The following is a 23625-nucleotide window of genomic DNA, read 5'->3' as shown; positions in this document are numbered from 1 at the left end:
CGGCCCGGGTCTTGCGCTGGTGGGAGAATTTTGGGCTGGGCTTTGGCATCCCGCATTAGTGTCTAGCTGTGACAAATGGCGCATACCTGAGGTACCCGCATCTGCATGGTGACCTGGTCACCTTCGTCGCCGACGACGATGTCTGGCTGGCTCCGCTCGCCGGGGGGAGAGCCTGGCGGTTCACCGCCGACCGCGTGCCGGTGTCTTATCCGCGGTTCTCGCCCGACGGCGGCCGCATCGCGTGGAGCGGTGCCAAGGAGGGCGCCCCCGAGGTGTTCACGGCCGAGATCGACGGCGCCGACGCCGATCGGCTGACGCACTGGGGCAACGCGGCGACCACCGTGCGCGGGTGGACCGGCGACGGGGACGTGCTCGCGGTCAGCGCGACGCAGCAGGGCTCGGACTCCAGGCGCTGGGCGTACGCGGTGCCGCTCGACGGGGGCCCGGCCACGCGGCTGCCGTACGGATGGGTGAGCGAGGCGGCGGTGGACGGCGCGAAGGTCGCCACCGTGTCGTCGATGTGGCGTGAGCCGTCCCAGTGGAAGCGCTACCGGGGTGGCACCGCGGGCAAGATCTGGGTGGACGCCGACGGGGACGGGGAGTTCACCCGGCTGTTCGCCGACAGCGCGGCACAGTACTGGTCGGTGAGCTGGGTCGGGGACCGGATCGTGTTCCTGGCCGACATCGAGGGCGCGGGCAACCTCTACTCCGCCCTGCCCGACGGGTCCGACCTGCGCAAGCACACCTCGCACGAGGAGTTCTACGCCCGGCACGCCGTCAGTGACGGGGAGCGGGTGATCTACAGCCACGCCGGTGACCTGTGGCTGCTGGAGAGCTTGGACGCGGAGCCGTACCGGCTGGAGGTGCGGCTGGGCGGGCCGCGGCCGGGGCGGGCTCGACGGCCGGCGCCGCTGCGGGTGGGCGCGTACTCGCCGGACGCCACCGGGCGGGCCAGCGCGGTCGAGATCCGCGGCACCGCCCACTGGGTGACCCACCGCGACGGGCCCGCGGGCGCGCTGCGGGCCGAGCCGGGCGTACGCGTACGGCTGCCGCGCGTGCTCGACGCCGGCGGCAGGGCCGTGTGGGTGTCCGACGCCGGCGGGGAGGACGGGCTGGAGATCGGCACCCCGGGCGGCGAGGTCAGGACGCTGGCCGCCGGGCGGTTGGGACGGGTGCTGGAGCTGGCCGCCGCCCCCGACGGCAAGCACGTGGCCGTGGCCACCCACGACGGGCGGCTGCTGGTCATCGACCTGGAGTCCGAGAACGTCCGGGAGCTGGACAGGACCGGCCAAGGGGACGTGAGCGGGCTGGCGTTCTCGCCCGACTCCGGCTGGCTGGCCTGGGAGCACCCGCACGAGCAGCGGATGACGCAGATCAGGATGGGCCGGCTGGACGGCGGCTCGGTGATCGACGTGACCCCGCCGCGCTTCGTCGACTACGACCCGGTGTTCACCAAGGACGGCAAACACCTGGCGTTCCTGTCGGTGCGCACGTTCGACCCCGTGTACGACGAGCACGTCTTCGACATGTCGTTCCCCTACGGGTGCCGGCCGTACATCGTGCCCCTGCAGGCCGCGACGCCCTCGCCGTTCGACCCCTCGCTGCAGGGGCGCGGGTTCAACGGCGAGGATGACAAGCCCGGCAAGGACGACAAGAAGGACGACGCGCCGCCGCGTACCGAGGTCGACGCCGACGGACTGGCCTCGCGCGTGGTGCCGGTGCCGGTGCCCGCGGGGCGCTACACCAACCTGCGTACCGCCAAGGACGCGCTGCTCTGGCTGCGCTCGCCGCTCACCGGGGTGCTCGGCGACGGCACCGAGCAGGCGTCCGACGTCACGCTGGAACGCTACGACCTCAAGAAGCGCGCCAAGGCCGAGCTGTGCAAGGAAGTACGGTCCTTCGAGGTCAGCGCCGACGGCTCCCGCCTGGTCACCAACGGCAAGAACGGCCTGCAGACCCGCGCCGCGAGCGAGGGCGACGAGGCCGTCACCATCGAGCTCGACCGGATCGCCGTCGAGATCGACCCGGTCGCCGAGTGGCGGCAGGGCTTCCGCGAGGCGGGCCGTCTCATGCGCGACCACTTCTGGCGCGACGACATGAACGGCGTGGACTGGCAGGGCGTGCTCGACCGGTACGAGCCGCTGGTCTCGCGCATCGGCTCCCACTCCGAGCTGGTCGACCTGCTCTGGGAGACGAAGGGCGAGCTCGGCACCTCGCACGCCTACGCCGTCGCCGGCGGCCCCGGCGTCAACCCCCGCCGCCGCCAGGGCCTGCTCGGCGCCGACCTGGCCAGGGACGAGGACGGGGTGTGGCGGGTCACGCGCATCCTGCCCGGCGAGTCCTCCGACCACGCCGCCCGCTCACCGCTGCTCGCGCCCGGTGTCGCGGTCCGTCCCGGCGACGCGATCCTCGCGGTGGGCGGCCGCCCGGTCGACCCGGTACGCGGCCCGCTCGCCCTGCTGGCCGGCACCGCGAACCAGCCCATCGAGCTGACCGTGCGGCCCGCCTCCGGCGGTGACGTGCGCCGGGTCGTGGTCAGCCCGATCAGCGACGAGTCGCAACTGCGCTACCACGACTGGGTCGAGAGCCGCCGGGCCTTCGTCCGGGAGGCGTCGGGGGGCAGGCTCGGCTACCTGCACGTACCCGACATGGTGGCCTCCGGGTGGGCGCAGTTCCACCGGGACCTGCGTACCGAGATGGCCTACGACGGGCTGGTCGTGGACGTGCGCGAGAACGGCGGCGGCCACCTGTCGGAGCTGGTGCTGGAGAAGCTGTCGCGCCGGGTCACGGGGTGGGCGCTGGCGCGCGGGTACAAGCCGATGCGCTATCCCGAGGACTCGCCTCGCGGGCCGGTGGTGACGGTCACGGACGAGTTCGCGGGCTCCGACGGCGACATCGTGAGCGCGGGCATCAAGGCCCGCGGGATCGGGCCGCTGGTCGGCGTGCGGACGTGGGGCGGGGTGATCGGGATCGACTCGCGCTACTCGCTGGTGGACGGGACCCGCGTCACGCAGCCGCGGTACTCGTTCTGGCTCGACGGCCCCGGCTGGGGGGTGGAGAACCACGGCGTCGATCCCGACATCGAGGTCGTGATGACGCCCCAGGACCGCGTGGCGGGGCGGGATCCGCAGCTCGAGAAGGCGATCGAGCTGGCGCTGGCCGCCCTCGAGGAGCGGCCGCCCGCCACACCCCCCGAGCTGCCTCCGCTGTCCTGACCCCTCCTCCGGAAGCCGCCGCAGCCTCTCTCAGAGGCTGCGGCGGCTTCTCAGAGGCTTCTTGTCAGAGGACGGGTGTCAGGCGGTTGAGGACCTCGTCCAGGATGGCCTCGGTGGTGGCGAAGTTGAGCCGGACGTGGTGCTCGCCGCCGGGGCCGAAGGCCACGCCGTCGTTCAGGCGTACCCGGGCCTCGCGCTCGATCACCTCCGCCATCCCCGGGCGGCCCACGTCGAGCCAGGCCAGGTACGTCGCCTCCGGGATGCGGTAGCCGACCCCGGCGGGCAGGCGTTCGGCGATCGTGTGCCGGTTGCGGTCCAGGAGGGCCACGGTCTCCGCCAGCCAGGCGTCCCCGTGCCGCCAGGCCGCGACCGTGGCCTCGACGCCGAAGAGGTTCGCGGAGCCGTACACGAAGGGGGGGCTGGCTTCGCAGGGCCTCGTGGACGCCCGGGTGGCCGAAGTGGGCGACCGAGCAGCGGATGCCGCCCAGGTTGAACGCCTTCGTCGCCGACGTGAGCGTGACCGTGCGCTCGGGCAGGATCGTGGCGAACGGGATGTGCCGGTGCGGTTCGAAGATCAGGTCGGCGTGGATCTCGTCCGCGATCACCAGCAGGTCGTGGCGCTCGGCGTGCTCGGCCAGCTCGGTCAGCTCGGCGCGGGTGAGCACGCGGCCGGTCGGGTTGTGCGGGTTGACCAGCAGGAGCACCCGGCAGCCCGACAGGTCGGGCACCTCGAAGCGCCACGTGGCGCCGGCCGGCTCGAACCGGACGGGGCAGAGAGGACGCTCCATGACCCGCAGCGTGTCCAGGAACGGGTGGTAGGCGGGGGTGTGCACGGCGACGGCGTCCCCCGGCTTCGTCCAGATGTGGAGGAGCACCTGGAGGGCCTGGTTGAGGTCGTTGAACGAGCGCACCAGCGAGGGGTCCGCGTTCCAGCCGAAGCGGCCGGCCATGCGCTCGGCGAACGCCTCGGCCAGCGGCCCGGCGGTCGCGTCGAGGAGCCAGGGCGGGTAGCCGAGGTCGCCGCCGGCCCGACGCCGCAGGGCCTCGGTGACCGCGGGCGCGGTGGGCAGATCCATGTCGGCCACCCAGGCGGGGATCACGTCTTGGTCGACGGTTGCCCATTTAAGGCCGTCATGTGTGGACTTGAGGTCTAAGGGGGTATATGCCTCATTCACCCTGCCATTCTAGGATTGTTGATTGTGATGAGGCGGTGGCGTGGATTATGGCAGGCTGGGAGGCCATGACGCCCCACCCGAAGATCGATGCGATTGTCGAGACGTACCTCTCTCTGGCCGACGCTGAGGCTCCCGGGCTGGTGGAAGGTCTTTACCTGGAAGGCTCGGCGGCCCTGGGCGACTACCGGCCGGGGACGAGCGACGTGGACTTCGTCGCGGTCACGGCCGAGCCGCCGCGGGCCGAGGTGCTGGAGCGCATCCACACCAAGCTCGGCGCGCATCCGTTCGACGGCGTCTATCTGACGTGGGACGATCTCGGGCACAACCCCGCCGAGCTGGGCGAACGCCCTCAGGCGCACACCGGTCGGCTCAACCGGCGGGGCGGGGTCAACCCGGTCACCTGGCACACCCTGGCCCGCCACGGGCTGACCTGCCGGGGGCCGAAGCCGGGCGAGCTGGAAATCTGGAACGATCCCGGCGCTCTGGCCGCCTGGACGGACACCAACCTCGACCGCTACTGGCGCCGCCTGGTCGGCCGGGCCTCGCACCTGGCCTCCCCCTGGGGGCTGACCTGTCTCGGCGGGTATGGCGCCGTCTGGGTCGTCACGGGGGTCTCACGGCTGCACTACACGCTGGCGACCGGCGACATCACCTCCAAGACGGGGGCGGCGCGCCACGCGCTGGAGGTCTTCCCCGAGCACTGGCACCGCGTGGTGAACGAGGCCCTGCGGCTGCGCGAGGACGACACCGCGCTGCCGACCCTGGCGAGCGCGGTCTCGGGGCTGAGCGACCACTTCGGCACGCCGCGGCGCTCGCTCTACGGCTCGCCCTTCGAGCGCAGGCGCGACGTCCTGAACTTCGCCGACCAGGCCATCACGGCGGCCCACAAGCTCTACCGCTCTCGCGGGGATTGACGGCGATCGGCTGCCGGGGTACGAATACCCGCGAACGCCATCACCGCGCCGGTCGTGGGCGCTGTGAGATGTTAACGCTAACATCTGCTGCGGAGGGCCGCTGGATGTGCCGCACCCGTTCGAGCGTTCTGGCGCTGCTCCTCGCCGTCATCGCCGCCGCCGTGCTGGCGCCCTCCGCCCCCGCGTACGCCGCCGGGCCCGCGCCGCACTACCTGATGACGGCTTTCACCAACGCCAGCGAGTCGAACATGTACGTCTACGACTCCGCCAACGCCACCGGCTACAACCTGATCAGGGGCAACGCCTACACGCCGCCGTCGGGGCTGATCCGCGACCCGAGCGTGATGCGGCACACCGACGGCTACTACTACCTCGTCTACACCACGAACTGGACCGGCGCGGCCATCGGCTTCGCCCGCAGCGCCGACACCGTGACCTGGACGTTCCTGCGCAACGTCAGCGTCGGGCTGAACGGGGCCACCGGCAGCACGTGGGCGCCGGAGTGGTTCAAGGACTCCGACGGCAGCGTGCACGTCATCTACTCGGCGTCCACGACGGGCACGGCCGGGCAGTTCAGGCCGTACCGGATCACGGCCGCCAACAGCGCGCTGTCGTCCTGGAGCGCCCCGGTGGCGCTGGGCATCCCGGCGAACTACATCGACAGTTTCGTGGTCAAGGTGGGCTCGACCTACCACAACTTCCTGAAGAACGAGACGACCAAGTACATCGAGCACGCCACCGCCTCCTCGCTCACCGGGCCGTGGACGTTCGCGGGCACCGGCAACTGGGCCGGATGGGGGTCCGGGCTGGAGGGGCCGGCGCTGACGCGGCTGCCGGACGGCAGGTGGCGGATCTACTTCGACAACTACACCGGCGGGCGTTACTACTACGCCGACAGCTCGAACCTGTCGTCGTTCGGCGCCAAGGTGGAGCTGACCGGGCTGTCCGGGACCGCCCGGCACTTCACCGTGCTGCGCGAGGACGTGGGCGACACGACCGCGCTGCCCGCCGGCAACCGGTCGCTGCGCTCGGCCAACTTCCCCGACCGGTACGTACGCCACCGTGGCGGCCTGGCCTACATCGACCCGGTGTCCGCCGCCGGCCCGCTCGCCGACCGCCAGTCCGCGACGTTCACCGTCGTCGCCGGGCTGGCGCACTCCGGCTGCTACTCCTTGCAGTCCGTCAACCAGCCCGGGTACTACCTGCGGCACTACAACCTGCGGCTGGCCCTGCAGAGCGACGACGGCTCGGCGATCTTCAAGGGCGACGCGACGTACTGCGGGCGGGCGGGGCTGGCGGGCGGGGGGACGGTGTCGCTGGAGTCGTACAACCTGCCGGGACGCTATCTGCGCCACTACAACTACGAGCTGCGACTGGACCTCAAGGCGTCCGACTCGGTCTTCGCCTCCGACGCCTCGTTCACCCTCACCACAGCACTGGCCTGACCTCCATGCCCCCGTCCGCCCCACGGCGCTGCGGGCCTGACCAAGGACGAGCCCATGCACCCCCACCGACGCACAGTGGCCGTCATCCTGGTGGCTACCCTCCTCACCGTGACCGCCAACCTCCTGTCGCCGGGCGCCGCCCACGCCTCACCCGCCGTCCAGTACACCAACCCGCTGGCCGCCCAGCGCGCCGACCCGCACATCTTCCGCCACACCGACGGCTACTACTACTTCACCGCCACCGCCCCCGAGTACGACCGCATCGTGCTCCGCCGGGCCACCACCATCCAGGGCCTGGCCGGCGCCCCCGAGACGGTCATCTGGCGCAAACACGCCACCGGCGAGATGGGCGCGCACATCTGGGCCCCGGAGATCCACTTCATCAACGGCAAGTGGTACGTCTACTTCGCCGCCGGCCGGGCCGACGACGTGTGGCGCATCCGCATGTACGTCCTGGAGAGCTCCAGCGCCAACCCCCTGACCGGCGCCTGGACCGAGCGCGGCCGGATCACCACCCCCTGGGACACCTTCTCCCTGGACGCCACCACGTTCGCCGCCAACGGCGTCCGCTACCTGCTCTGGGCGCAGCAGGAGCCCGGCATCGCGACCAACTCGAACCTGTACATCGCCCGCATGGGCGCCAGCCCGTGGACGATCACCGGCGCGACGACCCGGCTGACGGTGCCCGCCCTGGCCTGGGAGATCCGGGGGTACAAGGTGGCCGAGGGGCCATCGGTGCTGCAACGCAACGGCCGGCTCTTCCTCACGTACTCGGCCAGCGCCACCGACGCCAACTACTGCCTGGGCCTGCTGACGGCCTTCGCCACGGCGAACCCGCTCCAGGCCGCCTCCTGGACGAAGAGCCCCATTCCCGTCTTCGCCAGCAACGCGGCGACCAGCCAGTACGGTCCCGGGCACAACTCGTTCACGGTCTCGGAGGACGGGCAGAGCGACGTCCTCGTCTACCACGACCGCAGTTACCGGGACATCTCAGGCGACCCCCTGAACGACCCGAACCGGCGTACCCGCGTACAGAAGGTGTACTACCGCGCCGACGGCACCCCGGACTTCGGCATCCCGGTCCCTGACGGGCTCACGCCTGTACGGCTGATGTCGTACGACACGCCCGGGGCCGCGGTGCGTCATTGGGAGTACCGGGCCCGCCTGGAGACCAACGTCACCCCGCTGGCCGACTCACAGTTCCGGATCGTGGCCGGGTTGTCGGGATCGGGCACGGTGTCCCTGGAATCGACGAACTTCCCGGGGTACTACCTGCGGCACCGGAACTTCGAGGCGTGGGTGCAGCAACGGGACGGAACCAGCCAGTTCAACGCCGACGCCACCTTCACCCGCCGTACGGGGCTGGCCGGGTCGGGCACGGTCTCCCTGGAGTCGGCCAACTTCCCGGGGTACTTCCTACGACACCGGGCCGGGCAGGTCTGGGTGGAGCAGAACGACAACTCCGGCACATTCCGAGCCAGCGCCAGCTTCACCCTGGAGTGATACTCCGCTCCGCAACCGGGACCGATGGCGCGTCCGAACACCAGCCACAGCACAACAGGCCATCCCCCGACACACCCACGCGGCTGTGGGCCGACGGCCTTCCTGTGAGCCGAAGTCGCCCTTCCCGGACGCCGCCCGGCGAGCAGACTCACGCACACATGGCCCAACGCGGCGAATCCCTGACAGGAACCATGGCGCACGGGCACGGCGACCGGCTGCGGGGGTCGCCCCTCATCGCGGACGAGGGCGCGTGGGTGCGAAGGCAGGCCATCGCCTCACCGAGGACGATGCCGCGTTCACAGAGGCCGATCGCAGGCGGTGGCCCCTCACCGAAGACAACAGCGCCTGTACAGAGATCGGTAACCCGTGACGCCCCTTCCCGGTGGCGACGACACGCAGGCTAGTCACCGGTGATGCCCTCAACAGGAACGACGGCGGCGCACGGCACAGAGACCGGCTGCCGAAGGTTCCCTGACCAGGGGCGGTGGCGCGCGGTGCGGCGCGTACTCTGCCGCGCAACGCCCGCTCCTCCCCACCTACAACCCCTCGACCTACGGCTTCAGAAGGCTGGCCCGCGGTTTCAGTCCGTGCCCGGCCGCAGCCTTTCGGACAGCTCTGCCAAGTCGGCCTTCCGCGCAAACCACCTACGACGCCCCCCCATCATCCAGCGTCGCACCACCACAACCACGACAATGCCCGTCACCCAGACAGGCCCCACAAGCATGACAAAAGCCGTCACCAGCCGAGCGGGCCGGTGGCGGTGACATATCCCCGCAAGTGTGAATTTTGGCGCGCGCCATCACGCGGCGCGGCGGTTGGACGCGCGCCCAAGACGTCGCCCCTGCTAGAGGCGGCGCAGGACCGCTACGACCTTGCCCAGGACACTGGCCTCATCGCCCGGGATGGGTTCGTAGTTGGAGTTGTGGGGGACAAGCCAGACGTGGCCGTCCTTGCGCTTGAACGTCTTGACGGTGGCTTCGCCTTCGATCATGGCGGCCACGATGTCGCCGCTCTCGGCCACCGGCTGCTGGCGCACGACCACCCAGTCGCCGTCGGCGATGGCGGCCTCGATCATCGAGTCGCCGCTGACCTGCAGCAGGAACAGGGTTCCTTCACCGACGAGCTGCTTGGGCAGAGCGAAGACGTCTTCGACGCTCTCCTCGGCCAGGATCGGCCCACCGGCGGCGATGCGGCCCACGAGCGGGACGTAGGCGGCCGTCGGGCGGTTGACCGCGGGCTCGTCGTCGGTGGCGTCGGGGTCGACCCACAGCACCGGCTCGCCCGGAAGGCGGACCTCGAGGGCACGCGGACGGTGCGGGTCGCGGCGCAGGTAGCCCTTGCGCTGCAGCGCCGTGAGCTGGTGCGACACGCTGGACGTGCTGGTGAGCTGCACCGCCTCGCCGATTTCGCGCATGGAGGGCGGATATCCGCGCTGTTGTACCGAGTCGCGGATCACTTCGAGGATCTTGCGCTGCCTGGGAGTCAGACCCAGGGAGTCTCGTCGGCGCACCGCGAGGTCGCTGACCCCGTTTGCGTCATCCCGCTCGGTCATGCTCTTCCTCCTCGCCTGGCGGCCCGCCTCACCGGCGCACCTCCCGGTCCGTGGTCTTGATGTCGCACACAGCGACCGTATCGCTGATGAAGATCATCTTCAAACAATTGTTCGAGTCTTCCTCGAAATTGTCGCCAGCGTGGTGTACAACATCGTACGGGAGTTCGATCGACACCGTGTTCGATTTGCTGATCTTTATTTGGCCTTTTCCTCGGGCCACACGGGAGGAGGTCATCCATGCGAACACCCACAAATACGGACACGACCAGCGAAGACACCAAACGACTCACGCTCATCGCCGACGCCACGCAGAGCAGGGATCGACGGGGAGACGATACGCGGACGGAGCCCGGCTCCCGGGGAAATTCCGGGAAGAGGCTGGAGTCCCGTTCGAATCGTGGGGGAAGGCCGCATTTGCGCCTCGTCCCGCCGCCGCGCACGGGCGATGACACGGATGACACGGATGACACGGTGCCGCCGAGCAAGGGAAAAGCGGCCCGCGGGGGCGGGGAAACGCCGGACGGCGACGACACGGTAGCCGGCAGACGCACACCGTTCGGCTCCGACGGCACACCAAGGGCGCGACCGATCGGCTCGGATGGCGGCCCGGGGGCGAGGCTCTCCGGTTCGGGCGACGACCGAGGGCCGAGGGTCTCCCGACCGGAAGGCGATCGAGGGGCGAAGCGGTCTGGTTCGGGCGGTCGGCGGCCGTCTGGGTCGGGCGGTGATCAAGGGGAGAGCCGGTCTGGGCCGGGCGGTGAGAGGCCGTCTGGGGCGGACGGTGATCGAGAGACGAGGTCGTTCGGGTCCAAAGGCGGGCGGGGGGCGAGATCGTCCGGGGCCAAGCGTGGGCGGGGGACGCGGACGCCCGCTTCGGCGAGTGGCCGGCGGGCAAGGTGGTTCGGTTTGGGCGGTAAGGGCGCGGCGAGGTCAGCCGCCGACTCAAGTGGGGCCGTCGGCGACAGCGAAGGTGCACAGGCGACGGACGCGGGACGAGGTGCGCGGGGGCGGTCCGCTGCCGCGGAGACGTGGAAGCGGGCGACTTCAGGCTCGGGAGCCGGTTCGGGAGGTTTGGGGAAGCTCCGGGGCAGGCGTACGGCGAGTGACGGCCGGGATGGTGGCGAGTACGAGGGCCGCTCTAGGGGCGGTGTGACGAACGGAGGTCGTCTAACGGGCGGTGGTGTAGCGAACGGAGGTCGTCTGAAGGGCGGCGGTGCGACTGGCGGAGGCCGTTTGAGAGGCGGCAGTGCGTCAGACGGGAGCCGTCCTGGGGCGACCGGGCTTCGGCCTGGCGTAGGTGGGATGTCCCGGCGTCGTGCCGATGTTGGCAGGGGAGCCGGGACCGGTCTCGGTGTGGTCGGGAGCGGCACCGAGAGCGGCCAGGTGGTTCCGGTTGGAACCGCGGTCGGTAGAGGGCTTGGGAGTGGGTCTGGGGTCGGCGAAGTGATCGAGGGCGGAAGCGGGGAGCGGCGGCGTAACGAAGGGGAGCGGGGTTCTCGCCGGCGCGGCCGGTGGCGGGGCGGAGTCAGGCGTGCGGCAGAAGGCATCCGGCTGTGGGGTCGGCGGGCCGCGTGGCGGCGCGGTCTGAAGGGCTTGGAGGCTGGGCAGGACCTGGAGGCTGGGCGGGACCGAGGAGTTGAGCAGGACAAGGCAGTTGGGCAAGCCCGAGAGGTGAAGCGGGGCCGGGAGGTTGGGCAAGTTCGAGGGGTTGGGCGAGGTCAGGAGGTTGGGCAGGGCCAGGTTGTTGAGCTGGACTGCGGAGCGGGGCAGGGCCGGAGAGCTGGGCAGGCCCGCGGAACGGGGCAGGCGTCGAGGGCCGGACGGGCTCGTGGAGCTGGGCGAGACCAGGGAGTGGGGCAAAGCTGGAGGGCTGGGCAGGCTCGCGGGCAGGGGCAAGAGTGGAGGGCTGGGCGGGTTCGCGGGGTTGGGCGAGGCCAGGAAGTTGGGCGGAGTCAGGGAGTTGGGCAAGGCTGGACGGTTGAGCAGGGTCGCGGAGCTGGGCAGGACCAGGAGACTGTTCTGGTTCGGGCGGCGCGGCGAGGTCGCAGGGGTCGGCAGGATCGGGGGAGTCGGCAGGGTGTCGTGCGGTTCGGTCGGGGGCGGAAGTCCGCTCCTCCGGTGCGGCTGACCCGGCGGGGGCGGATCGTGCTGGTCGTCGCGGTGGCGTTGCTGTCGCTGGGCGGTTTCTGGCTGGGTACGCGTGCGGCCGGGCATGCCGAGGTGCGGGTCGTGGTGCCGAGCCATGCGGGGTTGCCGTGGGTGGAGGTCCACAAGGGGGACACGTTGTGGCAGATCGCCGACGCGCTCTCCGAGGGCAACGACCCGGGTGCGGTGATCGAGGAGATCAAGCGGCTGAACGGCCTGCCCAACTCCCTCATCCGCCCTGGCACCCGCCTCTACGTCCCAGGCAACACCGCCGCCTTACGTTGACCGCCCCGACGAGACCCACCACCCCCATGGTCTGTGTGGCGCTTGAATCTGTGCGGCGCTCCGTGTGGTCCCACCGCCTCCATGGACTGTGTGGCGCTTCGGCGAGACACGCCGCCTCCATTGGTCTGTGCGGGGTCTGCGGCTTGTTTCTGTCGCATGAGCCGTTCGCCTTGCAGCCTGCTTGTGCCTTCGTCTCTCCGCCTTTTCGCCTCTCGTGTGGGCGGGTGTGGGGAGGTCTTGGAGGGGTGTGGGTGGAGGGGGAGAGGCGGGGGTTGGGGGATCCGGTACGTTTGTGAGGCTTGTTCACGAGCGAGGCCGTACGCAACTCATGTGACGTCCCCACCTGCACAAAGATCGTCTGTTGAAGGCGACACGCCCGGGGCGGCTGAGGATGGTGGGCTGATCAGCGACTTCAGTCGGATGAGGTTGCTCAACTTGCGTTCATGGTCACACGCTTCTACGGTTGGACCACAACATCTAGTAGTTACACCGATGTAGTTCACCACACCTTGTGTTTCCGTGACCGCTCCATGGTCAGTCGTGGAGCGTGCGCGAAGCGTCCCGTCACGACGGTTGTGCGCGTGTGGTGGCCGCAGGTCTTGGAGGCGAAAGCGTGCACTGTCCGTTCTGTCGCCACCCTGACACCAGGGTCATCGACAGCCGCTCCACAGACGACGGCGCGGCCATCAGGCGTCGCCGTACCTGTCCCGAATGCGGGCGCAGGTTCACCACGCAGGAGACCGTACTGCTGATGGTGAGCAAGCGCAGCGGAGTGACGGAACCGTTCTCGCGGGACAAGGTGGTCGCGGGCGTGCGGCGGGCCTGTCAGGGCAGGCCGGTCAGTGAGGATTCGCTGGCGCAGCTCGGGCAGCGGGTGGAGGAGGCCATCAGGGCCAAAGGCGCGGCCGAGCTGCCCTCCAACGAGGTGGGCCTGGCCATCCTCGGCCCGTTGCGGGAGCTCGACGAGGTGGCCTACCTGCGATTCGCATCGGTATATCGCGGTTTCGAGAGCCTGGCGGACTTCGAGGCCGAGATCTCACAGTTGAAGGCGGAGAAGGGGGAGTCATGACGGAGACGGCGAGCGGTTCAGTGGCGCGCGGGGGCAAGCGTCCGCGTAAGGGACTGAAGATGAAGCGGATCTTCACTAAGCCCGGTGTGCACCCATATGACGAGATTCAGTGGGAGCGCCGCGACGTCGTCATGACGAACTGGCGCGACGGATCGATCAACTTTGAGCAGCGGGGCGTCGAGTTCCCCGAGTTCTGGTCGGTCAACGCGGCCAACATCGTGACGACCAAATACTTCCGCGGCGCGGTCGGCACCCCGCAGCGCGAGTGGAGCCTGAAGCAGTTGATCGACCGGGTCGTCGGCGTCTACACCCGGACCGGGATCGACAACGGCTACTTCGCCAGCGACGAGGACGCCGAGATCTTCGACCACGAGCTGAAGCACGCCCTGGCGCACCAGGTGTTCGCGTTCAACTCGCCGGTGTGGTTCAACGTGGGCACGCAGTCGCCGCAGCAGGTCAGCGCCTGTTTCATCCTCTCCGTGGACGATCAGATGGAGTCGATCCTGGAGTGGTACAAGGAAGAGGGCGTGATCTTCAAGGGCGGTTCCGGGTCGGGTGTCAACCTGTCGCGGATCCGTTCCTCGAAGGAGTTGCTCAGCAGCGGCGGCACGGCCAGCGGGCCGGTGTCGTTCATGCGGGGCGCCGACGCGTCCGCGGGCACCATCAAGTCGGGCGGCGCGACCCGCCGGGCGGCCAAGATGGTCGTCCTCGACGTCGATCACCCCGACATCGAGGAGTTCATCGAGACGAAGGCGCGCGAAGAGGACAAGGTCCGCGCGCTGCGTGACGCCGGGTTCGACATGGACCTGGGCGGCAAGGACATCGTCAGCGTCCAGTACCAGAACGCCAACAACTCCGTGCGCGTCTCCGACGAGTTCATGCGCGCGGTGGAGAAGGGCGACGACTTCGGCCTGCGCGCCCGCCTGACCGGCGAGATCATCGAGAAGGTCGACGCCAAGGACCTGTTCCGCAAGATGGCCAAGGCCGCCTGGGAGTGCGCCGACCCCGGCGTCCAGTACGACGACACGATCAACGACTGGCACACCACCCCCGAGACGGGGCGGATCACGGCCAGCAACCCGTGCTCCGAGTACGTCCACCTCGACAACTCCTCCTGCAACCTGGCCAGCATCAACCTGCTGAAGTTCCTGAAGGACGACAACTCCTTCAACGTCGCCGACTTCGTCAAGCTGACCGAGCTGATCATCACCGCGATGGACATCTCGATCACGTTCGCCGACTTCCCGACCGAGAAGATCGGCGAGACCACGCGGGCCTACCGTCAGCTCGGCATCGGCTACGCCAACCTGGGCGCGCTGCTCATGGCGACCGGCCACGCCTACGACTCCGACGGTGGCCGGGCGGTGGCCGGGGCGATCACCTCGCTGATGACCGGTGTGTCCTACCGCCGCAGCGCGGAGCTGGCCGGGGTCGTGGGCCCGTACGACGGATATGCCCGCAACGCCGAGCCGCACAAGCGCGTGATGCGCAAGCACGCCGCAGCCAACGACGACCTGCGTACGGTCGGCTCCATGGACGCGAAGATCCACACCGAGGCGTCGCGCCAGTGGTCGGAGTGCCTCAAGCTCGGCGAGAAGAACGGCTACCGCAACGCCCAGGCCAGCCTGCTCGCGCCGACCGGCACGATCGGCCTGATGATGGACTGCGACACGACCGGCATCGAGCCGGACCTGGCGCTGGTCAAGTTCAAGAAGCTCGTCGGCGGCGGTTCCATGCAGATCGTCAACCAGACGATCCCGCGCGCGCTCAAGCAGCTCGGCTACCAGCAGGAGCAGATCGAGGCCATCGTCGAGTACATCGGCGAGCACGGCCACGTCGTCGACGCCCCGGGCCTGCGCCTGGAGCACTACGAGGTGTTCGACTGCGCGATGGGCGAGCGGGCGATCGCGCCGATGGGCCACGTGCGGATGATGGCCGCCACGCAGTCGTTCCTGTCGGGCGCCATCTCCAAGACGGTCAACCTGCCCGAGTCGGCCACGATCGACGACATCGAGCAGGTCTACCTCGAGGGCTGGAAGCTCGGCCTCAAGGCCCTGGCCGTCTACCGCGACAACTGCAAGGTCGGCCAGCCGCTCTCGGTCGGCAACGGCTCCAAGAAGGAGGAGCCGAAGGAGGCGGAGCCCGAGGTCAAGGTCATCGAGGTCAACCGGCCGACCCGGCGGCGCATGCCGAACCAGCGGCCGAGCATGACCACCCGCTTCACGGTGGGCGGCGCCAAGGGCTACATGACCGCTTCGTCCTACCCGGACGACGGGCTCGGCGAGGTCTTCCTCAAGATGTCCAAGCAGGGCTCCACGCTCGCGGGCGTCATGGACGCGTTCTCGGTGGCGATCTCCATCGGGCTCCAGTACGGCGTGCCGCTGGAGACGTACATGAGCAAGTTCGTCAACATGCGCTTCGAGCCGGCGGGGATGACGGACGACCCCGACATCCGCATGGCCACGTCGGTGATGGACTACATCTTCCGCCGCGTGGCCCTAGACCACCTGCCCTACGAGGAGCGGGCGGCGCTGGGCATCTTCTCGGCGGCCGAGCGGGCCGCGCAGCAGCGTGGCGAGGACCCGGCGGCCCTGCAGGAGACGGTCGACCGCGAGGCGCTGGCCCAGTCGGCGCCCATCGAGACCGCCCAGCCGAAGGAGACACCGGAGCAGCAGGGTAAGGAGCTGGAGCTCACACTGGAGAGCCACCAGCGCTTCACCGCGGACGCGCCGCTCTGTATGACCTGCGGCACCAAGATGCGCCCGGCCGGTAGCTGCTACGTCTGCGAGGGCTGCGGCTCGACCAGCGGCTGCAGCTGATCCGGGTGGTCATCGGGTAGAAAACCTGGTCAGGGCGGGGCTTCGATCGGCGGAACAAGCCCCGCCCTTTCCACGGCACGGCAGGCGTTGTGTCTAAGGCGGCGCATACCGCCTACATGCCACCGGAGGCCGGGATCACCGTCCCGGCGATGTTCCCGTTGGCGGGTGAAGTGAGATACGCGACGGTGTTGGCGACGTCCGCCGGGGTGGAGAAGCGGCCGGTCGGGGAGCTGGGCGGCCTGCTCTCCGGGTATGGTGCCGCCCGGGGCCGCGACGTTGCTGGAGCGCCTGCTCTCCGCCGCCAGGTTGCGGCCGAATTCCTTCAGCGACGCCTTGTCGGCGGCGAACTTCTCGCGTCCCAGCGTGCCGACCCGGATTCCATCCGAGGATACGAAGACGATCTGGCCCGAGCCGCGTGCTTTCATCAGCCGGAGCACCTGGCGCCCTGGATGTTGACGCGGAGCGCCGAAACCCACTCCTGGACCGGGATGTCCTCGAAGGGGTGTCCGGGGATCGGGCGCCGTATCAGTTCTGCGTTGGCCACCAGGACGTCGACGCCTCCCCGCCGCTCCACGACCGCCGCCACCGCCGACTGGATCAAGAGCGGATCGCCGAGGGCGTAGCGGACGGTGAGGCTTGGCCGCCGGTTCTCTAGATTCCGTCTGGACGACGAGTAGCGCACTTTTCGGGCCCGCCTGTATGTGCTGCGTCGCGGTTCGTTCCGAATCCGAGGGGTCGGCGAGCATGCCGACCTGGACGGCGCTGATCGTCGTCTTCGTCCGGGATGCGCCTGTCCAGGTGCGGACAGGCGCATGGATCGGGGTGGCGGTGTCGGTCATGCTCCGAAGCATGAGGCGGGTGGCGGCGTACGCCGTGGGGTTCGGGGTCCTGCTGTACCTGTGGCACCGGCTGGGGCAGGTGGCGGTCGCCCGGTTGATCGGCAATCAGGACATGATCGTCGGGTTCGACTGCTGCCTGGACTATCACCGGAACGTCCCCGATCCCTGGGGCAATGTCCTGGTGGCCGTCTCTGGGGTGCTGGTGACGCAGGTGGTCGCGTGGGTGGCCATCGGGCTGCTGGCCGCTCGCCGGGGGCCCGCCGGTGTGTTGATGATCCTGGCCGTGACGGCGTTCGTGGTGAGTCCGGTGTTGCAGCTCATCGTGTACGTCGTGTGGCATCGGGCGGAGCGGGACTACGTGGCGGTGATCGACTACGGGGTGGACGCGAGCGGGGTGCCGGAGCAGCCGATGGTGGCGCTGCTCTTGGTCGTGTTCGCCGGGTATGCCCTGCTGTTCGCGGCTGTGCTTCGGTGGGCGTGGGAGCGGGGTCGTACGAAGGCGGCGCAGCTCTAGTGCCCTGCACATGCGACGGCAGGCCGGTGCTCGGTGCCGAGGGGCGGTGCCGGGCGGTCGCCTCTATGGGCTTCAGCGGTGGCGTGTGCGAGCGGATGTGCCGGCCAGGGTGGCCGCCGGGCTGTCCAGCCGGGGATCGCCGAGCGCCTGTACCTGGGAGTTGTGACGGTCTGCCGGCCTTGTGCGGAAGACGGTGTACGACTGTCCGCATTCGGCCGGTGGTGTTCGCCGTGCGCCCGTCAGGCGTGGAGCAGGTCGCTCAGTATGTCTGGTTTGTTGGTGATGATGCCGTCCACCCCGTAGCCGAGCAGGCGGCGCATGGTGTCGGGGCTGTCGACGGTCCAGGTGAGGACCTCCATGCCGAGGGCGTGCACGCGCCGTACGTACGCGGACGTGAGCGTGCCGTACGGCGGGTTGATCTGGTCGGCGAACTTCGCCAGCGCGGGCAACTCGGCGGTGGACGGCGTGCCCAGCAGCCCGATCGGTACGTCGGGCAGCAGCCGATGGAACTCCCGCATCGATCCCCAGTCGAACGACTGCACCACCAGCCGCCCCGGCGTGAGCCAGAACGAGTGGCGGCGCAGCTCGGCGGCGATGCGGCCCTCGATACCCGGGTACAGATTCGGAGCCTTGACCTCCAGCAGCAGGCCCATGCCCGACCCGCTCATCTCGCGCAGCGTCTCGCCGAGGGTTGGTACGCCCTCGCCCTCGTACGTGCCGGACGACCACGAACCGGCGTCCAGCCTGCGGATCTGGGCGAGCGTGAGATCGCCGACGTTCCATGGAGACAGGCCGGGGAAGACCTGCTCGACGTCGGTGGTGCGGGACAGCGTCGTGTCGTGCATCAGGACCAGCTCGTGGTCCTTGGTCTCCTGGACGTCGATCTCGAACACGTCGGCCCCCAGCGAGCCGGCCAGGTCGAAGGCGGCGATCGTGTTCTCGGGGGCGTACGCGGAGGCGCCTCGATGTGCGACGTTGACCGCGTTGGAGGGGGCGGTCGTGGTGAGGGCGGTTGTTGCGTCGGCTGGGGTGGAGAGGAGAGCGGTGAGGGAGGTGGCGATGATGACGGCGAGTCGTCTGAACATGGGTCTCCTCAAACGGGGAGAGGCCTACGACTCGACGGTGACAAGATCTCATGACTTCTAGTTGAGAGAAGAGTAGCCCGCCGGTGCCCCAGGGATGAGCATTCGACACGCGGGGGGTGGCGGGGCAGCAGGCGATGGAGCCGGCGCATGACGCCCTGACGGGATCGACCGCTGGTCAAGTGCCACATCTGTGAGGAACGACGGCAACCCGATGGCGACGCCGACGGTCGGCGCAAGGGCGCAGGGGCGCAAGGGCGCAAGGGCGCAAGGGCGCGCGAGGCGCTGGGTGCGGTCATGGGGCGTGGGTGGAGAGGTGCTGGGAGCCGAAGGGCTGAGGCTGAGGGGTCGGCACCGAGGCGGCAAGGGTGTTCAAGGCACCGGGTAGCGCCGGGCGAGGGCGCGCCGCGAGAGGCTGAAGGAACTGGATGCGAAGAGTCGGGGCCATGAGCGCGCCGGTGCTGGGGTGTGCGGGGCGCGGGTGCAGGGGCGCTGGGCGCCGAAGAAGCTGAGGAGGCGCCGGTTCAAAGAGCGCGAAGGTGCTGGCGTGTACGGAGCGCGGGTGCAGGGGCGTTGGTGGCGAAGGAGCTGGGGACGAGGGCTCGGGGCTGAGGGCGCGTCTGGGTGCGTCAGGCGTTGGGGTGCACGGGGCAACGGTACTGGGGCGGGCGGTGAAGGAACTGGGCGGTGAAGGAACTGGGCGGTGAAGGAACTGGGCGGTGAAGGAACTGGGGGCCGAGGGGTCGGGGCCGAGGGGTCGGGGCCGAGGGTGACAAACGGTGCATCAGGCGTTGGGGTGCGGGGAGTGGGGGTGCAGGGTGCGTGGTTGCCAAGGGCGTCAAAGGGTGCGGGTGCCCTGGCGGTTCTCGCTGGGGATCGGGAGTTGTGGGTGCGCGGTGAGTGGATGGTGCTGGAGGTGCGTGGGTTGGTCGAGGACTATTCGCTGTGCAACGGGGCGGTGTTCATCATGCGGAAGATCAGCGCGGTGCCGAGAGGGGTGGGGTCAGGTGATGGGGCCGCCTCGCCATGTGGGGAATGGGTGGTGGTCGAGTGCCGTGTCGAAGGCGGCTGTCGAGAGCAGGCGGGTCGAGTCGAGGGTGGGGAGGGGTGAGTCGGCCGGGGTGATCAGGAGCGGGATCTCCGTGCACACCAGGGCGACCGCGTCGCAGCCCCGGGACGCCAGCCGCTCGATCACCCCCACATAGGCGCGCCGTGAGTCGTCGGTGAAGACCCCGGTGACCAGCTCGTCGAAGATGATCTCGTTGATCAGCTTGCGGTCGCCGGCGTCCGGAACCTCCGCGGCGATGTCGCGGGCCGCGAGGGCTCGCGGGTAGACGGGGCCGTCCATGGTGTAGGAGGTGCCGAGAATGCCGACCCGTCTGCGGCCGTCGCGGGCGGCCTGGTCGGCGACGACCTCGGCGATGTGCAGGCCGGGAAGCGCGAGGGCGGGGCCGGGGCGTTCGAGCGCCAGATGGGCGGTGTTGTCGGGGCAGATGAAGAAGTCGGCTCCCGCACGGGCGAGCCGCTCCACGCTCACCGACAGCGTCGCGCGGACGGCGTCGTGATCTCCGGCGTCCCACGCCGCCATGCTGCGGCCGAAGGGGATGTAGTCGAGCGTGATGTCGGGATGGTCGTGCCGGCCGAGCCGCTGGAAGCCCTCCTGGCAGAAGGACAGGAAGCTCAGGGCCGCGCCTTCGGTGCTGTGGGCGAGGATGCCGAGGTGTCGCATGCCGACCCCGTTCGTTAGATCGGAACGTCTGGCTTTTATGATGAACAGCGATAGGCTGTTCGTCAAATCGAACGGAACGACGTGTGGAGCGAACAGTGACGGCGGATGAGAAGCCACCTTTCGAACGCATCGCGGCGGCCATCCGCCGCGAGCGCGACCGGGCCGGGATGTCACTGACCGAGCTGGCCAGGCGGTCGGGCCTGGCCAAGTCCACGCTGTCGCAGTTGGAGTCCGGGAGCGGCAATCCGAGCCTGGAGACGCTGTGGGCGCTGGGTGTCGCGCTCGGGGTGCCGTTCAGCAGGCTCGTGGACCCGCCGCGACCGGCGGTGCGGCTGATCCGGGCGGGCGAAGGGCCGGTGGCCCGCTCAGGAGAGGCTGACTACGCGGCGACGCTGCTGGCGTCGTGCCCGCCGGGAGCCCGCAGAGACCTCTACCGCGTCGACGCACAGCCAGGGCAGGACCGGGTCTCCGAGCCGCACCTGCCCGGCACGACCGAGCACCTGGTGATCGGCGCCGGGCGGGCGCTGGCCGGCCCGGTGGAGGAGCCGGTCGAGGTGGGGCCGGGCGACTACCTGGCCTATCCGGGAGACGTGCCGCACGTCTTCAGGGCGCTGGCGGCGGGCACCGCGGGTGTGATCGTGATGGAGCACAGGTGAGAGGTTCGCGGCGGCCCAGCTCATGGATCTCTACGTTGCCGCCGGTGACGACGATCAGTTCGTCGTCCACATGAGCCACCGCCGCCTGGGCCGTGTCGGGACCGCCGGACGAGGGCGAGTCCATGGAGGTCTCCCCCCGCCAGGTCCCACATGTCGGCTTCCCCCCGGAAGTCGTCGAGCACCGGGGCCGGCCGTCTCGTCGGCCGCCATCGCCAGTCCGACCAGCGGCGGGTAAGCGTTCTCGCCGAACATGTCCAGCCGTCCCGTAGTCACGTTCCACACCTGTACGGCCGAGTCGCTGGAGAGCGCGGAATGGCAGGCGGGCCCACCCCACCCGGCGCGGGCGAACCTCGATGATCTACCTACCGGCGGACCCCTCCGACGTACGCCGGGCGCGGCCATCTAGCCTGAATGTCGTGAAATACGGCGGAACGCTGGCCATTCTCCTGTCGGCATGGTTCATGGCCCAGTTCGACTTCTTCGTGGTCAACGTGGCCGCCCCCTCCATCGAGCGCGACCTGCACACCGGCCCCGCCGCCCTGGAGCTGATCGTCGCCGGCTACGCCTTCACCTACGCGGCCGGCATGATCACCGGAGGCCGCCTGGGCGACCGCTTCGGCTACAAGCGCATGTTCGTCTGGGGTGTGGCCGCCTTCACGCTCGCCTCACTGCTGTGCGGCATCGCCGCGAACCCGGCCCAGCTCGTGGCCGCCCGCCTGCTCCAGGGCCTGGCGGGCGCGGTGATGGTGCCGCAGGTGCTGGCCACGATCTCCGCCGCCTTCCCGCCGGACGAGCGCGCCCGCGCCGTCGGCTGGTACGGCGCCGTCGGCGGCCTGGGCTCCATCGCCGGACAGGTGCTGGGCGGACTGCTGTTGACCGCCGACGTGCTCGGCCTCGGCTGGCGGGTCATCTTCCTCATCAACCTGCCCATCGGCCTGGTCCTCGTGCCGCTGGCCGCGTGGCTGCTGCCCCACGTCGAGACCGCCCGCCGGGCCAGGCTCGACCTGCTCGGCGCGGCCGGGCTGGCCACCGGGCTCGCGCTGGTGCTGGTGCCGCTCGGTTTGGGCAACAGCCTGGGCTGGCCGGTCTGGTCCTGGATCAGCATGGCGGCGAGCGTCCCGGTGTTCGCGCTGACCTGGCGCTGGCAGCAGGTGCTCGGCCGGCAGGGCAAACAGCCGATACTCAACCTGGCCCTGCTCAAGGTGCACTCCTACCTGGCGGGCGTCGGGGCGATCGTGGCGTTCATGGCGTACTTCGCCTCGTTCATGTTCACGCTGACGCTGCTGCTGCAGGGCGGGCTGGGGCTCACCGCGTTCCAGGCGGGGCTGGCCTTCGCGCCGATGGGCGTGCTGTTCACGGTGACGTCGCTGCTGGGTACGCGGCTGGTCAGAAGGTACGGCCTGGTCGTCGTCATGGTCGGCGGCACGATCACGGCGCTCGGGCTCGGGCTGATGGTGATCGCGGCGGGGCAGGGGCTGCCGTACATCCTGGCCGCGCTCGTCCTGGTCGGCACCGGCAACGGCCTGGTCCTGCCGCAGCTCATCGGCGCGGCGCTGGTCGAGGTCGAGCCGCACCAGGCCGGCACCGGATCCGGCATCCTGAGCACGGCGCAGCAGTTCGCGGGCGCGGGCGGCGTGGCCGTGATCGGGGCGGTGTTCTTCGCGGCGGCCGAGGGCGGGCACCACGTCCAGGGCATGCGCTGGGCGGCGGCCATCGACCTGGCGCTCGCCCTCGTCGTGATCGCGACCGTGGCCTACAACAGGCGCCGCGCTAGGCGGAGGGCATGGGCAGAGCGGTCCCGTACAGTCGCGTCACCCGGATCCTGATCACCAGCCGCCGGTCCGCCACCATCTGCCGCAGGAACGCCTGCGCGTCGGCGGGCTCGGCGAACGACGGCTGCATGCCCAGCAGCTCCAGGCCCACCTCGTCGCCGGGCTCGGTGCTCACCGGCGACAGCTCCGCCTCGCCCTCGGCCACGGCGAACGACCGGAAGTCGTCACTGGCCGCGTAGAGCGCGCAGCGCGGGTCTTTGTGCAGTTGCCGCACCTTCAGCCGGTCGTCGATGGTCGAGATCCGCACCACGCGCTGGTCGGGCTCCCACCTGTAGACGACGGTGGACAGGTGCGGGTGGCCGTCGCTCTTGTTGGTCGCGAGCGCCCCGAACCGCTGTGCCGCCAGCAGCTCCGACAACTGCTCGTCCCCCAGCGACTCGGGGGCTGGGCCCGCGTCGGGCCCGTAGCTCTCCGACATGCACCATCCCTTGCCGATTTACGGAAATGTCAGCCTATCCCGAGCTGTCGGCTGAACGTCTGGGCATCCGAGATCACCCAGTACTCCGCGAACCTGCCGTCACGAACGCGCAGAATGTCATGCCCGCCGAAGGCGACCCGGGTCCCCGCCTCCGCGCTCGCCCCCGGAAGCCCGCCCCGGTAGGAGCCGCTGAACGTCCAGCGGGCCGCCACCAGGTCGCCGTCCACGATCGGCCCCACGTCCAGCGTCACCTTGACGTCGTCGAACGGCTCGTGCCCCTGGCGGACCGCCTCGATCAGCCCGTCGGGGCCGGACACGTCCATGCCGGGCCAGTGACCGGTGAAGTCGGGGGTGACCAGCTCGTACGCCGACTCGAACGCGCCGTTCCACAGTTCGAGCAGCCATCGCCGGTAAAGATCTGAAGTCATCACGG

Annotated in this window: 19 protein-coding genes and 1 pseudogene; 11 read left to right on the top strand and 9 right to left on the bottom strand. The window is 69.9% G+C overall.

What is annotated here, in order from left to right:
• The first annotated feature begins 68 nt into the window (after nt 1–68).
• On the top strand, nt 69–3215 hold the full coding sequence (locus AB0I15_RS29145; RefSeq protein ID WP_358102061.1) for a PDZ domain-containing protein: 3147 nt from the start codon (nt 69–71) through the stop codon (nt 3213–3215).
• A gap of 64 nt (nt 3216–3279) precedes the next feature.
• Here AB0I15_RS29145 and AB0I15_RS29140 read toward each other — a convergent pair whose 3' ends face one another.
• Together AB0I15_RS29140 and AB0I15_RS29135 are read right to left on the bottom strand one after the other, a co-directional pair.
• The gene (locus AB0I15_RS29140) at nt 3280–3624 is read right to left on the bottom strand and encodes a hypothetical protein (protein ID WP_358102130.1); all 345 of its coding nucleotides are present in this window, start codon (nt 3622–3624) and stop codon (nt 3280–3282) included.
• 112 nt (nt 3625–3736) lie between these two features.
• Nucleotides 3737–4291, bottom strand: a pseudogene (locus tag AB0I15_RS29135) (aminotransferase class I/II-fold pyridoxal phosphate-dependent enzyme); the annotation flags it as partial.
• Nucleotides 4292–4455: 164 nt separating this feature from the next.
• On the opposite strand from AB0I15_RS29135, the gene AB0I15_RS29130 reads away from it, so the two are divergent.
• The 3 genes from AB0I15_RS29130 to AB0I15_RS29120 all read left to right on the top strand — a co-directional run bounded on the left by AB0I15_RS29130 (nt 4456) and on the right by AB0I15_RS29120 (nt 8252).
• Nucleotides 4456–5304, top strand: a complete 849-nt coding sequence (locus tag AB0I15_RS29130) for an aminoglycoside adenylyltransferase domain-containing protein (RefSeq protein ID WP_358102059.1) — start codon at nt 4456–4458, stop codon at nt 5302–5304.
• Nucleotides 5305–5408: 104 nt separating this feature from the next.
• Nucleotides 5409–6749: a glycoside hydrolase family 43 protein gene (locus tag AB0I15_RS29125; protein WP_358102057.1), complete on the top strand. Its 1341-nt coding sequence runs from the start codon at nt 5409–5411 to the stop codon at nt 6747–6749.
• 108 nt (nt 6750–6857) lie between these two features.
• Nucleotides 6858–8252, top strand: a complete 1395-nt coding sequence (locus AB0I15_RS29120) for a family 43 glycosylhydrolase (RefSeq protein ID WP_358102055.1) — start codon at nt 6858–6860, stop codon at nt 8250–8252.
• A gap of 844 nt (nt 8253–9096) precedes the next feature.
• Here AB0I15_RS29120 and lexA read toward each other — a convergent pair.
• Nucleotides 9097–9804, bottom strand: a complete 708-nt coding sequence (gene lexA, locus AB0I15_RS29115) for a transcriptional repressor LexA (protein ID WP_358102053.1) — start codon at nt 9802–9804, stop codon at nt 9097–9099.
• A 1744-nt stretch (nt 9805–11548) separates the two neighbouring features.
• On the opposite strand from lexA, the gene AB0I15_RS29110 reads away from it, so the two are divergent.
• The 4 genes from AB0I15_RS29110 to AB0I15_RS29095 all read left to right on the top strand — a co-directional run bounded on the left by AB0I15_RS29110 (nt 11549) and on the right by AB0I15_RS29095 (nt 16122).
• Nucleotides 11549–11932, top strand: a complete 384-nt coding sequence (locus AB0I15_RS29110) for a hypothetical protein (protein ID WP_358102051.1) — start codon at nt 11549–11551, stop codon at nt 11930–11932.
• The gene (locus AB0I15_RS29105) at nt 11923–12234 is read left to right on the top strand and encodes a LysM peptidoglycan-binding domain-containing protein (protein WP_358102049.1); all 312 of its coding nucleotides are present in this window, start codon (nt 11923–11925) and stop codon (nt 12232–12234) included. The genes AB0I15_RS29110 and AB0I15_RS29105 overlap by 10 nt, the downstream gene beginning before the upstream one ends.
• Before the next feature lie 613 nt (nt 12235–12847).
• Nucleotides 12848–13303: a transcriptional regulator NrdR gene (nrdR, locus tag AB0I15_RS29100; protein WP_103955744.1), complete on the top strand. Its 456-nt coding sequence runs from the start codon at nt 12848–12850 to the stop codon at nt 13301–13303.
• Nucleotides 13300–16122: a vitamin B12-dependent ribonucleotide reductase gene (locus tag AB0I15_RS29095; protein WP_358102047.1), complete on the top strand. Its 2823-nt coding sequence runs from the start codon at nt 13300–13302 to the stop codon at nt 16120–16122. The genes nrdR and AB0I15_RS29095 overlap by 4 nt, the downstream gene beginning before the upstream one ends.
• A 29-nt stretch (nt 16123–16151) precedes the next feature.
• Here the strand turns inward: AB0I15_RS29095 and AB0I15_RS29090 are convergent, their stop codons facing one another.
• Together AB0I15_RS29090 and AB0I15_RS29085 are read right to left on the bottom strand one after the other, a co-directional pair.
• Nucleotides 16152–16547 (bottom strand): hypothetical protein, encoded by a 396-nt coding sequence (locus AB0I15_RS29090; protein ID WP_358102045.1) that lies wholly within the window; start codon nt 16545–16547, stop codon nt 16152–16154.
• Complete coding sequence (locus AB0I15_RS29085; RefSeq protein WP_358102043.1) at nt 16547–16723, bottom strand: hypothetical protein; 177 nt, start codon at nt 16721–16723, stop codon at nt 16547–16549. The genes AB0I15_RS29090 and AB0I15_RS29085 overlap by 1 nt, the downstream gene beginning before the upstream one ends.
• 143 nt (nt 16724–16866) lie before the next feature.
• Here AB0I15_RS29085 and AB0I15_RS29080 point away from each other — a divergent pair, with 143 nt between their 5' ends.
• Nucleotides 16867–17475, top strand: coding sequence for a hypothetical protein (locus AB0I15_RS29080; RefSeq protein ID WP_358102041.1), 609 nt, complete (start codon nt 16867–16869; stop codon nt 17473–17475).
• A gap of 239 nt (nt 17476–17714) precedes the next feature.
• Here the strand turns inward: AB0I15_RS29080 and AB0I15_RS29075 are convergent, their stop codons facing one another.
• Both AB0I15_RS29075 and AB0I15_RS29070 read right to left on the bottom strand, forming a co-directional pair.
• Complete coding sequence (locus AB0I15_RS29075) at nt 17715–18560, bottom strand: glycerophosphodiester phosphodiesterase family protein (RefSeq protein WP_358102039.1); 846 nt, start codon at nt 18558–18560, stop codon at nt 17715–17717.
• Nucleotides 18561–19560: 1000 nt separating this feature from the next.
• Nucleotides 19561–20286 (bottom strand): amino acid racemase, encoded by a 726-nt coding sequence (locus tag AB0I15_RS29070; protein ID WP_358102037.1) that lies wholly within the window; start codon nt 20284–20286, stop codon nt 19561–19563.
• 95 nt (nt 20287–20381) lie between these two features.
• Between AB0I15_RS29070 and AB0I15_RS29065 the strand changes: the two genes are divergently transcribed.
• Nucleotides 20382–20942 (top strand): XRE family transcriptional regulator, encoded by a 561-nt coding sequence (locus AB0I15_RS29065; RefSeq protein WP_358102035.1) that lies wholly within the window; start codon nt 20382–20384, stop codon nt 20940–20942.
• Between the two features lie 416 nt (nt 20943–21358).
• Complete coding sequence (locus AB0I15_RS29060) at nt 21359–22768, top strand: MFS transporter (RefSeq protein WP_358102033.1); 1410 nt, start codon at nt 21359–21361, stop codon at nt 22766–22768.
• On the opposite strand, the gene AB0I15_RS29055 is transcribed toward AB0I15_RS29060, so the two are convergent.
• Nucleotides 22713–23192: a TIGR03618 family F420-dependent PPOX class oxidoreductase gene (locus AB0I15_RS29055; RefSeq protein WP_358102031.1), complete on the bottom strand. Its 480-nt coding sequence runs from the start codon at nt 23190–23192 to the stop codon at nt 22713–22715. The genes AB0I15_RS29060 and AB0I15_RS29055 overlap by 56 nt on opposite strands.
• A gap of 29 nt (nt 23193–23221) precedes the next feature.
• Nucleotides 23222–23620 (bottom strand): ester cyclase, encoded by a 399-nt coding sequence (locus tag AB0I15_RS29050; RefSeq protein WP_358102029.1) that lies wholly within the window; start codon nt 23618–23620, stop codon nt 23222–23224.
• Nucleotides 23621–23625: the final 5 nt, after the last annotated feature.

Origin of the sequence: Nonomuraea sp. NPDC050643 (assembly GCF_040654715.1) — a bacterium.
In the GTDB taxonomy this organism is placed as follows: domain Bacteria; phylum Actinomycetota; class Actinomycetes; order Streptosporangiales; family Streptosporangiaceae; genus Nonomuraea.
The sequence above is the reverse complement of the archived record's forward strand: the minus strand, read 5'-3'. Positions and strand labels throughout refer to the sequence as shown.